We start from the raw sequence: 12,802 nt of genomic DNA, 5'->3' as shown, positions 1-12,802 counted from the left end.
TTCGCAACGAAAAAGGCCGCCTCGAGGGGCGGCCTTCGTCAGTTCCATCAAGTCGGGATTTATTCGGCGTCCTTCGCGGCCTTTTTCTTCGGCGCTGCCTTCTTCTTCGGCTCTTCCGCGTCGTCGCTCTTCTTGTCTTCAGTCTTCTTCGACGCGGCCTTCTTCGCCGGCTTCGCCTTGGTCGCGGTCTCGGCTTCCTCGTCGTCGGCCATCAGCTCTTCCTTGCTGACCTTGACGTCGGTGACCGAGATCTGCCCGAGCAGGTGATCGACGACCTTCTCCTCGAACATCGGCGCGCGCAGCGCATTCAGCGCCTCGGGATTGTTGCGGTAGAACTCGAAGGCTTCCTGCTGCTGGTTGGCCGGGAAGCGGCGAACCTGCTCGAACAGGCCGCGCTGCAATTCCTCGTCCGACACGGTGACGCCGGCCTTCTCGCCGATCTCGGCCAGCACGAGGCCAAGGCGCACGCGGCGCTCGGCGAGCCGCATATATTCGGCGCGGGCTTCTTCCTCGGTCGTCTCTTCATCGGCGAAGGTGCGGCCGGCCGCTTCCAGATCGCGGTTGACCTGCGCCCAGATGTTGTTGAACTCGGCCTCGACGAGCTTCGACGGCGCCTCGAACGAATAGGCCGCATCGAGTTGGTCGAGCAGCTGGCGCTTGACCTTCTGGCGCGTCATCGAGCCGAACTGGCTCTCTATCTGGCCGCGCACGATCTCGCGCAGGCGTTCCAGCGACTCCAGGCCGAGATTCTTCGCGGTCTCGTCATTGATTTCCAGCTCACCCGGCTTGGACACTTCCTTGACCGTGACGTCGAAGGTCGCTTCCTTGCCGGCCAGATGCGCCGCCTGGTAGTTTTCCGGGAAGGTCACGGTGACCTGCTTCTCGTCGCCCGCCTTGCTGCCGATGAGCTGATCCTCGAAGCCCGGAATGAATTCCTTGGAGCCAAGCACCAGCGGCTGATCGGTGCCGGCGCCGCCGGCAAAGGCCTCGCCGTCGATCTTGCCGACATAGTCGATGTTGACGCGGTCGCCCTCGGCCGCCTTGCCGGTCTTCGGCTCGTAGCTGCGCGCCGATTCAGCGACGCGCTTGACCTGCTCGTCGATCTCGGCCTCAGGCACGTCGAACACCTGGCGTGTCACCTTGATGTCGGAAAAATCCTTGATCTCGATGGCCGGGATGATCTCGTAATTGAGGCGGAATTCGAAGTCGGCGCCGCCGGCCAGGATCTTCTCGGCTTCCTTCTCGTCCTCGGTCATGATGACTTCGGGCTGCATGGCGGCTTTTTCGCCGCGGCCCGAAATGATCGACCGGGTCGAATCGTTGAGGATCTCGTTGACCACCTCGGCCATGAACGACTTGCCATAGACCTTGCGCAGGTGCTGCACCGGCACCTTGCCGGGACGGAAGCCGTTGATGCGAACCTTGTTCCTGGCGTCGGTCAACCGCGCCATCAGCTTGGCTTCCATGTCACCGGCCGGCACGGTGATCTTGATCTCGCGCTTGAGACCGGAATTGAGTGTTTCGGTGACCTGCATCGTAAAACCTTTGTTTCCACCAATGAGGCTGCCAAACGGCTCTCCGCCGTTCACAGCCTGCCGGTATAATCTTGCCGGGAATGGCTTTTGGTACGGAACCTGGCGATTTGACCGGAAATACGGCTCAAACTCTTCCAAACTGCGTTCCAAAATGTGAATAAGTCTTTGTTTTTCCTACTTCTTATCACATTTTGCAGAAGCGGATCGTCGCGTCCCGTCACATTCGACACGCCTTTTGTCACAGGCGAGGCCAATTTTCAACCATCTTCGCGTTTCGGCGAATAACCATCATTTCGGCCCTGACATTGACAGAATGATGGCTATCGCCGGAACCATGCGGACGTGACGAACCGGCAGGGATGGCGGCCGCCGCGATGTTCAGGGACGATGCGGTATCTCACCTCACTCCCAAGACCTCGACAAGTCCGGCGAGGCTCTGCTACAGCCCGCCTGAGGCGCGTGTGGTGGAACTGGTAGACACAGCAGGTTTAGGTCCTGCCGCCGCAAGGCTTGGGGGTTCGAGTCCCTTCACGCGCACCACTGCCGGCATGACAATGTTTCGCGGCTAGTCCGCGGCGCCCGGCAAAAAATCAGGAAACCGTCTTAGGCGAGCTTCTTGATGCGCCCCTTGTCGAGGCGGAAGATGCCGTCATTGCCGCCTTGGCGCTGGAAATCATCCTGCAATTCGTCCCATGTGCCAAGATACTGACCGCAGTCGTCACACCGGATGCTGGTCGAAGGTTCGGCATCGGCAGGAATCCGCAGTCTTATCGTGCCGCAAAAGGGGCACTCCAACTGGTGGTCCAAGTACCCCGTCGCCATCGGCTTCCATCTTTCTGAATGCCACCGCCAGCGTTGAGCGTATACCCATCATGCAACACAATCCAGTGGCGAGACGCGAATGCCGGAAATGGCCCCTGAGATCGATCGACGTTCAGGACGTTCCAGCCATTCCAAGGCGTGAGCTTCGAGGCCGCGCCGCCCTTGGCTCTTCAAGCCATGGATGGCGGCCACCCCGTAGCACACCTTAATATAGCGGCTCCTGAAACAGCGTCTTGTCGCCGTCCACCAGCGCCTTGATCTGGGCGGTGCCGTCGCGGGCCAGCGCAAGACGGATGCCGAACGGGCGCACCCGCATGTCGTTCTGGATTGCCATCCCCTCGCCTTCCGGCAGGTAGAACCGTTCGATGCCGTAATCCGGCGCGATCGTCATTCCCTCGCCGCGAAGATCCCAGCCTTCGGCGACATGACCGCGAATGTCGGCCTCGTCGGCACCGGCCGGTGTCGGCGCCGTGCCGAACCAGGCAGTGCTCGGCGTCCAGTAGCCGTCGGCGTCCTTCTTCAGGCGGACGACGATCGAGGTGTCGTCGCTGGAGAGTTTTCCGGGCGGGATGTTGGCGATCATCTTCACCGGTATGCGCGAGATGTCGTAGCCGAGCACCACATAGTCGCCGCGAAGCAGGTCGCGCGGATCGACCGGCTCGATCTTCAGCAGCACGTCCTTGCCATTGCGCAGGATCGCCGCCCGGCCGGCGATGATCCAGCCCAGGAAGCCGACCTGGACGAGCGCCAGCACCAACGCCGAGATAACAAGCCTCTTTCCGGTGATCATGCCGTGGCTCCTCCGGTGGCCGGACCCTTCATGCGTTTCTCCACGCGGATGATGACGATCGCAAGGATGCCAAGCAGCACCGCCGCGGCAAGGAAGAAGCCGGCCGTGTCGAGCATCGATTGCAGGGTCACGACATAGATCATGGCGAGTTCGAAGGCGAAGCCGAGATAGGCAAGCCAGCGCAGGCCACGGCTGTCGCGCCCTGCGAGCACAATGGCGGCAACGATGCCGGCCAGCGCGACGACCGAGGCAATGGCGAAACCGCTGTTATAGCTGCTTTCGTCGGCCAGTTCGAACTGGATGATGGCCAGCCCGGTGAGGAAGCCAAGCAGGGCATGCAGCGGCAAGCGGCCGCCAAGCTGCACGATCCGGTCGACCGGTTCCGGCGCGAAGACGGCCGCAACGAATAACAATACCGACACGACGACCAGCGGGACCGCCACCGGCAGCGTCCCGTGATCCACGGCGAGCAGCACAAGATAGAAGAGCAGCGACAGGATGATCAGGTGCCGCGCCGCCTGGCTGCGGGTCCAGAACGAGACGGCAAACAGCACGAGCGCCATGACGAGGAAGAGATGCGGAAATTCGCTGCGGTTGAAATAGTCGAACCCTTTCAGGAACAGCCAGGCGTCGGCGATGCCGACCGCGGCGACGGTCAGCGGATTGGACCGCAGCGCAACCGCCGCCAATGCGGTGCCGGCGCCCCAGGTGATCAAGGCCAAGGCCTCGTCGCCCGACAGATGGTACATCTGGCCGATCAGCGCGATCGAACCGCCGAAAGCAGCCGCCGCCACGATCCACAGAGCCTCGCCGATCGCCGCATGGTCGCGCGTCTTCAGCACAGCACCGCCGACATAGCCGCCAAGGATGACGGCAAAGAGCGCGGCCACCCGCGCCAGCCGCGGAATGGCTTCCCAGTTGGCGGCGACGAAGATCAGGATGGCCGCGCCGAACAGCAGCGCCGCCATCATCGCCAGGATCGAACCGAAGCTCAACGACTGGCGCGCGTTGGCCTCGACGTCGCGCCTCAATGCATCGGCCGTCGGGGCGTCGATCAGTCCGGCCTCGAACCATCGCGCAATGTCCGACCTGACCCGTGTCGCGTAGCCCGCCATGTCTCCCCCCGCTGCTTGGTCGGTTTTTCAGCTGGAGCTGCCAAACCGTTGACGTCACGGCACTTTCTGATTCTGGCTTCTTTGTGTCAGGTCCGTGAAGGCTTGTTAATGTTGCATTGCACAATTTGCATTGCTGCCATGCAGCCATAGCGCTTTTAAATCGATATGAGCCTGCCTATTTATGGTTCGTACACAAACGGAATGATCCGCAAGAAAAGACGAAACGAGAACTACCATGAACCTGATCCGCAACTACCGCAACTGGCGCCGCTACCGGGACACCGTTTCCGAGCTGAGCCGCCTGAGCAACCGTGAACTGACCGACCTCGGCATCAGCCGCAGCGACATTCCTTACGTCGCTCGCAAGGCGGTCTAATCCTTCGGACCGCGAATGGTCCGACCCAGTTTTGAGAAGAGCATGACAATGAACCTGATCCGCAACTATCGTAACTGGCGCGTTTATCGCGAGACGGTTACCGAGCTGGGTCGCCTTTCAAACCGCCAGCTGCATGATCTCGGCATCGTCCGCGACGAAATTAAGATCATCGCTCGCCAGGCGATCTAACCAACGGAATTTCGCCAGGGTCGACCTCCTCCCCGACCCTGACGAATACGGTCACCCCTTACCTCCTCCCAAGGGTTGACCACCAAAACGGCGCCCGCCGCACCTCCTCCCGCGGCGGGCGTTGTTTCCCGGAGCAAAATGAGTTTTGCTCCAGAGGGCTTTGCCCCCTTCTAAAATGGCAAAAAGAATTTCGTCAGAGCCGACCTCCTCCCCGGCGATGACGAATAGGCCCAACCTTCACCTCCTCCCGAAGGTTGGCCACCCAAACGGCGCCCGCCGCACCTCCTCCCGCGGCGGGCGTTGTTTCCCCGGAGCAAGATGAATTTTGCTCCAGAGGGCTTTGCCCCCTTCCAAAATGGCAAAACGAATTTCGTCAGAGCCGACCTCCTCCCCGGCGATGACGAATATGGTCGGCCTTCACCTCCTCCCGAGGGTCGACCCCAAAAACGACACCCGCCGGACCTCCTCCCCCGGCGGGTGTTGTTGTTTTCAGGGGCAGCTTTCGCCGTCACGGCCACGTCGCCCCAGGCGCGGCAATTGCAATCGTTCCCCCAAGCGATTATTCCGGCGCTCATGATCAAAAATCCCATCCACATCGTCGGCGGCGGCCTCGCCGGATCGGAAGCCGCATGGCAGGCGGCGCAAGCCGGCGTTCCCGTTGTGCTGCACGAAATGCGGCCCGTTCGCGGCACCGAGGCGCACAAGACCGAGGGCCTGGCCGAACTCGTCTGTTCCAATTCTTTCCGCTCCGACGACGCCGAGAACAACGCCGTCGGTCTTTTGCATGCCGAAATGCGGCTGGCCGGGTCGCTGATCATGAGCGCCGGCGACGCCAACCAGGTGCCGGCCGGCGGCGCGCTGGCCGTGGACCGCGACGGATTTTCCGACGCGGTGACGGCCAGGATCGAGGCACATCCGCTGATCTCCATCCAGCGCGAGGAAGTTCCCGGCTTGCCGCCGGTCGAATGGGACCAGGCCGTCATCGCCACCGGCCCGCTGACCGCACCCTCGCTCGCACAGTCGATTGCCGAAGCGACGGGCGCCGATGCGCTCGCCTTCTTCGATGCGATCGCGCCGATCATCCATTTCGACACGATCGACATGGACACCTGCTGGTTCCAGTCCCGCTACGACAAGGTTGGGCCCGGCGGCACCGGCAAGGACTACATCAACTGCCCCATGGACAAGGACCAGTATCTTGCCTTCGTGCAGGCACTGGTGGACGGCCAGAAAACCGAATTCAAGCAATGGGAAGGCACACCCTATTTCGACGGCTGCCTGCCAATCGAAATCATGGCCGAGCGTGGCGTCGAGACGCTGCGCTACGGGCCGATGAAGCCGATGGGCCTGACCAATGCGCACAATCCGACCGTCAAGGCCTACGCCGTCGTGCAGCTGCGGCAGGATAACGCGCTGGGCACGCTCTACAACATGGTCGGCTTTCAGACCAAATTGAAGCATGCCGAGCAGGTGCGCATTTTCCGCACGATTCCCGGCTTGGAGAACGCCGAATTCGCCCGCCTCGGCGGCCTGCATCGCAACACCTACATCAACTCGCCGACCTTGCTCGACGGCTCGCTGCAGCTGAAGTCGCGCCCCGGCTTGCGTTTCGCCGGCCAGATCACTGGTTGCGAAGGCTATGTCGAAAGCGCCGCCATCGGCCTGCTGGCCGGCCGCTTCGCCGCCGCCGAGCGGCTCGGCCACGCGCCGTCGCTGCCGCCACTCACCACGGCGTTCGGAGCGCTGCTCAACCACATCACCGGCGGTCATATTGTTTCGGATGACGAGCCGGGAAAGCGCTCTTTCCAGCCGATGAACGTCAATTTCGGACTGTTCCCGCCTGTCGAGGTGGTGAAGATCGAAGGCAAACGCCTGCGCGGCAAGGACAAGACAGTTGCCAAAAGGCACGCGATCACGTCGCGTGCTCTGGGTGATTGCCGGCAATGGCTGGGGTTGCCGGCGCAAGCTCAAGCGGCGGAATAACCTTTCAGATTGGCCTGCCGCGGAAAGTAGGATAGTATCCTACTCGCTCGATCATGGGAGTCATCGCATGGAACCAGCCGAGAAACTGTCCGTCACCGTAACGCCCGCCATGGCGCGCATGATCCGCGAAAAAGTCGAGGACGGTTCCTTCGGCTCGGCGAGCGAAGTCATTCGCGCTGCGCTTCGCGCTTTCCAGCGCGAAGAGGACGAGCATGCCGAACGCATGGCGTCGATCCGGGCGCGCGTGAAGGCGTCGCTCGAGGACACGAGGCCGGGTGTTCCATTGGACGAAGCGGTCGAGAGAATAAAAACGCGAATCTCGAAGCTGGCGAGAGAGAGCGATGATCCAGCGTCTCGCCGTCATTCTTAACGAAGAGGCGCTCGCCGATCTGAATTCGATTGCCAGCTATATTCTCGACCAGAGCGGAAGCGAGCACGTGGCCATCCAATTTGTCGACCGAATCAAAGTGCGTTGTCAAAACATCGGCAACGCACCTCGTGGCGGTCGCCTACACGACGACATCGTGCCGGGACTGCGAACCGTTCCGTTCGAGCACTCCGCCGTCATAGCCTATATAATCGAGAGCGACATCATTCGCATCGTCAACATCTTCTACGGCGGCCGCGACTACGAGACATTGATGCGAGATGGCGGATCGGGCCCTTCCTAAGATTGGCCCACGAAACAGCTACTCCGCCGGCCGGGCGCCCGCCATCGGCAGTCCCGGCTTCCCCGCTTCCCCAGGATTTCGCCTGACATAAGCCGCCTTCAGCGTCTCGGAGGTTTCGCGCGAGCCATCATGACTCCAGCCGGGCGGCTTGATCAGGTAATTCAGTCGGTCGCGCGGCTTGAGGCCCGGTGCGAAGGCATCCCTGAACATGCCGATCCATTCGTGGAAAGCCACTTTCAGCGGATTGAAGGTGCCAAGGTTTTTCACGATGCCGTAGCGCGGCCGATCCTCTTCCAACTCCTCGACGAAGGTGCCGAACATCCGGTCCCAGATGATCAGCGTGCCGGCGTAGTTGGCGTCGAGGTAGCGCGGATTGGTGGCGTGGTGGACGCGGTGGTGCGAGGGCGTGTTGAAGACGAATTCGAACCAGCCCCACATCTTGCCGATCGTCTCGGTGTGGATCCAGAACTGCCAGACCAGGTTGAAGCCGAAGGTGAAGGCAATCACCGCCGGATGGAAGCCGAGCAGTACCAGCGGCGCCTGCAGCACGAACATGAAGGTGAACAGGCCCGTCCAGCTCTGCCTGAGTGCCGTCGACAGATTGTAGTGCTGGCTGGAATGGTGGTTGACGTGCTCGGCCCACACCCAACGCACCCGATGCGCGATGCGGTGGTAGACATAATAGCGCAAATCATCGAGCAGGAAGGCCGCCAGGAACACCCAGATCGACAGACCGAGATCGAAGAAACGGAACTGCCAGAGCCACAGCAGCGCCCAGTAGGAGACGACGCCGAGCAGCAGCCCGGCAACGACATTGCCGGTGCCCATCATCAGGCTGGTCAGCGTGTCGCGCGTCTCGAACGAGCCCTTGGCCCGGCCGGTATGCACCAGCCACAGCTCGATCAGGATCGCTGCGACGAAGAACGGGATGGCAAGCTGCGTGACCTGCGGAAAATTGTAGTCGTCCATCACGCCGCCTCCCTCGTCGAACTCGGATGCTGCGGCTGAAGAATTTTGAGCGCAGCGTGCGCGTCGGCAGCGCTGGCGAAGGCGAAGCGGCCGCCTTTCCAGGTGAAATCGGCAAGGCGCAGCGCAATCGTGCCGGCACCATCGTCACTCCGTGCCAATACATCGCGCGGCGTGACGATACGCGTCAGGAAACGGTCTCCGATGCTCTGGACGATGCCGAGGCGCCCGCGCCCGAGTTCCAGGAACGCGGTCCGGCCATCGGATGTGAGGTGGATGGCGGCCGCCGGTTCATCCGGAAAATCCTCGGCAAAACGCTCGCGCGCCTGCTCCGCATCGGCGAGCCTGGCCTTGCGGCTACCGCCGGTGAAATGAACGGCGGCGACCGACAGCGCGATGCCAATCACGACGATCACGACCAGCACGGGCAGGCTCATGGACAGGCGTCTCCTCCATCCGGCCTGTTGTCTTGGCAACAGTTCCCGGTCGAGCGATTCCTTAGCATAATTGACGTTTACGTCAAAGTGCTGGCCAGCCCACCATCGCGCGACGCAGCATGAGCCAGTGGCGGCGCATGGTCGAGAGTCGCACCGTGCCGTCGAGCGGCGAACCGCGTTCCATTTTCGTCAGGTAGGCTCGCGACAGGACCAGCGGCAGAAAGGCCGGACGCAGCGAAGCCGGCAGACCCGATGCGCCTTTCTCGAAGGCCGAGAGATGCTCCCGCGCCAGCGCGATCATGGCGGCGACGGCGCGCTGCGCACCTGGTCCACCATCGTCGGTGACGAATTCCTCCGGAGACGAACCCGCCGCGGCCAGGATGTCGGCCGGAACAAAACACTGCCCGCGCCTGCGATGCAGCGGCAGCAGGAGCAACAGTCCCGTAATCGCCTGCGCGCAACCAGCCCTGCCCGCCAGTTCGGCGAAACGTGGCGCTTCTCCCGGATCCAGCACCATTGCCGCCAGTTGAAGGAGCGCGGCTGCCGTTTCGCCGCAATAGCCTTCGAGATCGGTTCGCGACGGCATCGGGTCGTCATAGAGGTCGAAGATCCGGGCCTCGAGCATATTCTCGAATGCCGGCTTCGGCAGGCTGTACCTGGAAATCGTGGCCTTCAGCGCATCGGCGATAGGATGGCCCGTCTCGGACCCTTCGGCTGCGATGACATCGCGCCACCATTGCAACCGCACCTCGCCCGGCAAGGCCTCGCGGATACGATCGCGAATGCCCGCTAATTCGGCATTGAAGGCGTAGAGCGAAAACAGCGCGTCGCGCTTGTCGGTTGGCGCATAGAGCGCGCTGAGATAGCGGTCATGGTCGGCGGCGCGCACGGCGCCCATGACGATTTCGCCCCTGTGGTCCACGTCAGTCGACGGCGATCAGCGCGGCGGCGACCGCGCGATCCTCGGCGAGCAGGACATTATATGTCCGCACCGCTGCACCGGTCGCCATCGGGTCGGCGGCTATGCCCGCGGCCTTCAAGGCGGCGCGAAGCTGCGCTGGCAAGGGTCGTAAATCCTTGCCCGTGCCGACCAGCAGGATTTCGATCTTATCGGCCTGGGCCAGCAGCCGTTCGAAATCCGCCACCGTCAGCGCAGATGGGTCCGCCGGCTCCCAGCCATGGATGCCCGACGGCAGGCACAGAAGCGAACCGCGATGCGACATGTCGGCGAAGCGGAAGCCGCCATTGCCATACGCCTCGATAGGGGCGCGGCCGGGGAAATGCGCCTCGCGGATGACGATGCCTTTGGCCATCCCTGCCTATCCGCCCTTCGGGCCGCGCGTCAGGTCGCAACCGCCTTGCCGCCGCCGACCGGCTTTTCCTCGTCCGAACTCGTGGCCTGCGGCCGCAGCTTGAACAGGATCAGCAGCGGTGCGGCGATAAAGATCGACGAATAGGTGCCGAACACCACGCCGAACAGCATTGCCATCGTGAACGAGCGGATCACCTCGCCGCCGAACAGCACCAGCGCCAGGAGCGCCAGGATCGTCGTCACCGAGGTCAGCGTCGTTCGCGACAGCGTCTCGTTGATGGCGTTGTTGAGGAGCTGCGGCAGCGGCATCTTCTTGTATTTCCTGAGGTCCTCACGAACGCGGTCATAGACCACGATCGTGTCGTTCAGCGAATAGCCGATGATGGTCAGGATCGCCGCCAGCGACGATTGGTTGAACTCCAGCCCGGTGATGACGAAGAAGCCTATAGTCATGACCACGTCGTGAACGGTCGCCACGATGGCGCCGACCGCGAACTGCCATTCGAAGCGGAACCAGACATAGATCAGGATGCCCACCAGCGCGACCAGCATGGCGATCGTGCCTTGCTTGGCCAGTTCCCCCGACACGGTCGGTCCCACCACCTCGACGCGGCGGAAATCGTAATTGTCCTGCAACTCGCCACGAACCTTGTCGATGACGGTCTGCTCGGCATTCTCGCCGCCGTCCTGCGTGCCGACACGGATCAGCACGTCGTTCGGCTCGCCGAACTGCTGCACCTGCACTTCGCCGATATTCAGTTCCGAGAGCCTGGCTCTGATGTCGGCAAGATCGGCATTGCCGCTCTTGGACTTCACCTCGATCAGCGATCCGCCCTTGAAATCGATGCCATAGTTGATGTCGACGGTCATGAACAGCACCACCGACAGGACCGACAGCAGGCTCGACAGCGCGAAGGTCCAGCGGCGGATACCCATGAACGGGATCTTCGTGCCGGGCGGGATGAAGGTCACCGGCGCCCGCGGCAATTCCTTCGGGCGGGCGCGGCGCAGCCAGATGGACACCAGCAGCCGGGTAAAGGTGAAAGCGGTGAACACCGTGGTCAGGATACCGATGGCGTAGGTGATGGCAAAGCCCTTCACCGGACCGGTTCCGAGATAGAACAGCACCACGGTCGCGATCAGTGAGGTGACGTTGGAATCGACGATCGTCGCCAGCGCCTTGCTGAAACCGGTATCGATTGCCTGGATCACGGAGCGGCCGTTTCGCCGCTCCTCGCGGATACGCTCGTAGATCAGAACGTTTGAATCGACGGCCATGCCGATGGTCAGCACGATACCGGCAATGCCCGGCAAGGTCAGCGTCGCGCCAAGCAGCGACAGCAACCCGACGATCATCGCCACGTGCACCGCCAGCGCGATATTGGCGAGGAAGCCGAGGAAGCCGTAGGCAACAAACATGAAGGCGACGACAAGGATAGAGCCGATGATGCCGGCGACCTTGCCGGCATGGATCGAATCCTGGCCGAGGCCCGGGCCCACCGTGCGCTCTTCGATCACGGTCAGCTTTGCCGGCAGCGCGCCGGCGCGCAGCAGGACCGCGAGGTCGTTGGCGCTCTCGGCCGTGAAATTGCCTGATATCTGGCCGGTGCCGCCCAGGATCGGCTCGCGGATCTGCGGCGCCGAAATCACCTGGTTGTCGAGGATGATGGCGAACAGCTTGCCGACATTCTGCGATGTCGCCTGCCCGAACCGTGTCGCGCCGCGCGAGTTGAAGGTGAAGGAAACCACCGGCTCGTTGGTCTGCGAATTGTAGGTTGCGGTCGCCTTGGAGAGGTCTTCGCCGGAAACGATGACGCGGTTTTCGATCAGGTAGGGAACCGGCGGATCGTCCTGCGAATAGAGGATCGACGAACCGGCCGGCGGACGGCCCTTCAGCGCATCCTGCACCGGCATCGACTCGTCCACCATCTGGAAGGTCAGCTTGGCGGTCTGGCCGATGATTTCCTTCAGCCTTTGCGGGTCCTGCAAACCGGGCACCTGCACCAGGATGCGGTCGTCGCCCTGCCGCTGCACGATCGGTTCGGTGGTGCCGAGTTCGTTGACGCGGCGTTCCACGACCTCGATCGACTGCGCCAACGCAGCCGAGGTGCGATACTTTATGCCGGCGTCGGTCACGCTGAACTTGAGCAGGCCGGGCTCGGAATCGTCCAGCGCCATCTCCTGGACGGAGCCGCCGGTGAACAGGCTGGCGGCAACCGGCTCGGTCAGCGGCTTCAGTGCCGTCTTGGCCGCGTCGAGCTGGTTAGGATCCTGTATGCGGACCTGCACGGTCCTGCCCGTGCCCGCCAGGCCCGTATAGCCTATCTTGGCCTCGCGCAGCAGCGTCCGGATCTCGTCGCGCGTCGTCTCCAGTTGCGCCTTGACCAGGTCGTTCTGATCCATCTGCAGCAGGATGTGCGAGCCGCCCTGCAGGTCGAGGCCAAGCGTCATCTGCCGCTTGGGCACCCAGCTCGGAAGCTGCGCCAGCGTGCTTGCAGGAATGAGATTGGGCGCGGCGAGGACCACTGTGGCGGCCACGGCCAGCCAGATCAGGATCATCTTGAAGCGCGAGAAATAAAGCATATAGCGTCGTCCGTCAGAGCGTG

At 62.5% G+C, this 12,802-nt stretch carries 14 protein-coding genes and 1 tRNA gene; 6 read left to right on the top strand and 9 right to left on the bottom strand.

The features are described from left to right. Positions 1–59: 59 nt before the first annotated feature. On the bottom strand, positions 60–1,535 hold the full coding sequence (gene tig / locus LB566_RS18985; protein ID WP_224625493.1) for a trigger factor: 1,476 nt from the start codon (positions 1,533–1,535) through the stop codon (positions 60–62). Positions 1,536–1,990: 455 nt separating this feature from the next. On the opposite strand from tig, the gene LB566_RS18980 reads away from it, so the two are divergent. Continuing rightward, positions 1,991–2,075, top strand: a tRNA-Leu gene (locus LB566_RS18980). A 63-nt stretch (positions 2,076–2,138) separates the two neighbouring features. Here LB566_RS18980 and LB566_RS18975 read toward each other — a convergent pair. The 3 genes from LB566_RS18975 to LB566_RS18965 all read right to left on the bottom strand — a co-directional run bounded on the left by LB566_RS18975 (position 2,139) and on the right by LB566_RS18965 (position 4,262). After that, entirely contained in the window at positions 2,139–2,342 is a 204-nt protein-coding gene (locus tag LB566_RS18975; protein ID WP_224625492.1) for a hypothetical protein, read from the bottom strand. 220 nt (positions 2,343–2,562) lie between these two features. Further along, the gene (locus tag LB566_RS18970; RefSeq protein WP_224625491.1) at positions 2,563–3,147 is read right to left on the bottom strand and encodes a GDYXXLXY domain-containing protein; all 585 of its coding nucleotides are present in this window, start codon (positions 3,145–3,147) and stop codon (positions 2,563–2,565) included. After that, positions 3,144–4,262, bottom strand: coding sequence for a DUF2157 domain-containing protein (locus tag LB566_RS18965; RefSeq protein ID WP_224625490.1), 1,119 nt, complete (start codon positions 4,260–4,262; stop codon positions 3,144–3,146). Before LB566_RS18965 ends, LB566_RS18970 begins: the two co-directional genes overlap by 4 nt. 235 nt (positions 4,263–4,497) lie before the next feature. Here LB566_RS18965 and LB566_RS18960 point away from each other — a divergent pair, with 235 nt between their 5' ends. From LB566_RS18960 to LB566_RS18940, 5 genes are all read left to right on the top strand, one after another. Continuing rightward, a complete protein-coding gene (locus tag LB566_RS18960) occupies positions 4,498–4,638 on the top strand; it encodes a DUF1127 domain-containing protein (RefSeq protein ID WP_013531315.1) in 141 nt (46 codons plus the stop codon). A gap of 48 nt (positions 4,639–4,686) precedes the next feature. Further along, positions 4,687–4,827, top strand: coding sequence for a DUF1127 domain-containing protein (locus LB566_RS18955; protein WP_013531314.1), 141 nt, complete (start codon positions 4,687–4,689; stop codon positions 4,825–4,827). A gap of 573 nt (positions 4,828–5,400) precedes the next feature. Next, positions 5,401–6,810 carry a methylenetetrahydrofolate--tRNA-(uracil(54)-C(5))-methyltransferase (FADH(2)-oxidizing) TrmFO gene (trmFO, locus tag LB566_RS18950; protein WP_224625489.1) on the top strand — a complete coding sequence of 470 codons (1,410 nt, stop codon included), beginning with the start codon at positions 5,401–5,403 and terminating at the stop codon, positions 6,808–6,810. 67 nt (positions 6,811–6,877) lie between these two features. Further along, entirely contained in the window at positions 6,878–7,180 is a 303-nt protein-coding gene (locus LB566_RS18945) for a type II toxin-antitoxin system ParD family antitoxin (RefSeq protein WP_224625488.1), read from the top strand. Beyond that, a complete protein-coding gene (locus LB566_RS18940; protein WP_224625487.1) occupies positions 7,152–7,481 on the top strand; it encodes a type II toxin-antitoxin system RelE/ParE family toxin in 330 nt (109 codons plus the stop codon). The genes LB566_RS18945 and LB566_RS18940 overlap by 29 nt, the downstream gene beginning before the upstream one ends. A gap of 18 nt (positions 7,482–7,499) precedes the next feature. Here LB566_RS18940 and LB566_RS18935 read toward each other — a convergent pair whose 3' ends face one another. From LB566_RS18935 to secDF, 5 genes are all read right to left on the bottom strand, one after another. Further along, positions 7,500–8,450, bottom strand: coding sequence for a sterol desaturase family protein (locus tag LB566_RS18935; RefSeq protein WP_224625486.1), 951 nt, complete (start codon positions 8,448–8,450; stop codon positions 7,500–7,502). Then, entirely contained in the window at positions 8,450–8,884 is a 435-nt protein-coding gene (locus tag LB566_RS18930; RefSeq protein WP_224625485.1) for a hypothetical protein, read from the bottom strand. Before LB566_RS18930 ends, LB566_RS18935 begins: the two co-directional genes overlap by 1 nt. Before the next feature lie 82 nt (positions 8,885–8,966). Further along, positions 8,967–9,782, bottom strand: coding sequence for a phytoene/squalene synthase family protein (locus LB566_RS18925; protein WP_224625484.1), 816 nt, complete (start codon positions 9,780–9,782; stop codon positions 8,967–8,969). A 25-nt stretch (positions 9,783–9,807) separates the two neighbouring features. After that, positions 9,808–10,197 carry an Mth938-like domain-containing protein gene (locus tag LB566_RS18920; RefSeq protein WP_224625483.1) on the bottom strand — a complete coding sequence of 130 codons (390 nt, stop codon included), beginning with the start codon at positions 10,195–10,197 and terminating at the stop codon, positions 9,808–9,810. 29 nt (positions 10,198–10,226) lie between these two features. Continuing rightward, positions 10,227–12,779: a protein translocase subunit SecDF gene (gene secDF / locus LB566_RS18915; protein WP_140551466.1), complete on the bottom strand. Its 2,553-nt coding sequence runs from the start codon at positions 12,777–12,779 to the stop codon at positions 10,227–10,229. Positions 12,780–12,802: the final 23 nt, after the last annotated feature.

It is taken from the genome of Mesorhizobium sp. CA13 (genome assembly GCF_020165235.1).
Lineage (GTDB): Bacteria > Pseudomonadota > Alphaproteobacteria > Rhizobiales > Rhizobiaceae > Mesorhizobium.
The sequence above is the reverse complement of the archived record's forward strand: the minus strand, read 5'-3'. Positions and strand labels throughout refer to the sequence as shown.

Excerpts from the sequence above, each read along its gene's own strand:
- tig (WP_224625493.1), bottom strand. The coding sequence starts at position 1,535 with ATGCAGGTCACCGAAACACTCAATTCCGGTCTCAAGCGCGAGATCAAG.
- LB566_RS18970 (WP_224625491.1), bottom strand. The coding sequence starts at position 3,147 with ATGATCACCGGAAAGAGGCTTGTTATCTCGGCGTTGGTGCTGGCGCTC.
- LB566_RS18965 (WP_224625490.1), bottom strand. The coding sequence starts at position 4,262 with ATGGCGGGCTACGCGACACGGGTCAGGTCGGACATTGCGCGATGGTTC.
- LB566_RS18960 (WP_013531315.1), top strand. The coding sequence starts at position 4,498 with ATGAACCTGATCCGCAACTACCGCAACTGGCGCCGCTACCGGGACACC.
- LB566_RS18955 (WP_013531314.1), top strand. The coding sequence starts at position 4,687 with ATGAACCTGATCCGCAACTATCGTAACTGGCGCGTTTATCGCGAGACG.
- trmFO (WP_224625489.1), top strand. The coding sequence starts at position 5,401 with ATGATCAAAAATCCCATCCACATCGTCGGCGGCGGCCTCGCCGGATCG.
- LB566_RS18945 (WP_224625488.1), top strand. The coding sequence starts at position 6,878 with ATGGAACCAGCCGAGAAACTGTCCGTCACCGTAACGCCCGCCATGGCG.
- LB566_RS18940 (WP_224625487.1), top strand. The coding sequence starts at position 7,152 with ATGATCCAGCGTCTCGCCGTCATTCTTAACGAAGAGGCGCTCGCCGAT.
- LB566_RS18935 (WP_224625486.1), bottom strand. The coding sequence starts at position 8,450 with ATGGACGACTACAATTTTCCGCAGGTCACGCAGCTTGCCATCCCGTTC.
- LB566_RS18930 (WP_224625485.1), bottom strand. The coding sequence starts at position 8,884 with ATGAGCCTGCCCGTGCTGGTCGTGATCGTCGTGATTGGCATCGCGCTG.
- LB566_RS18925 (WP_224625484.1), bottom strand. The coding sequence starts at position 9,782 with ATGGGCGCCGTGCGCGCCGCCGACCATGACCGCTATCTCAGCGCGCTC.
- LB566_RS18920 (WP_224625483.1), bottom strand. The coding sequence starts at position 10,197 with ATGGCCAAAGGCATCGTCATCCGCGAGGCGCATTTCCCCGGCCGCGCC.
- secDF (WP_140551466.1), bottom strand. The coding sequence starts at position 12,779 with ATGCTTTATTTCTCGCGCTTCAAGATGATCCTGATCTGGCTGGCCGTG.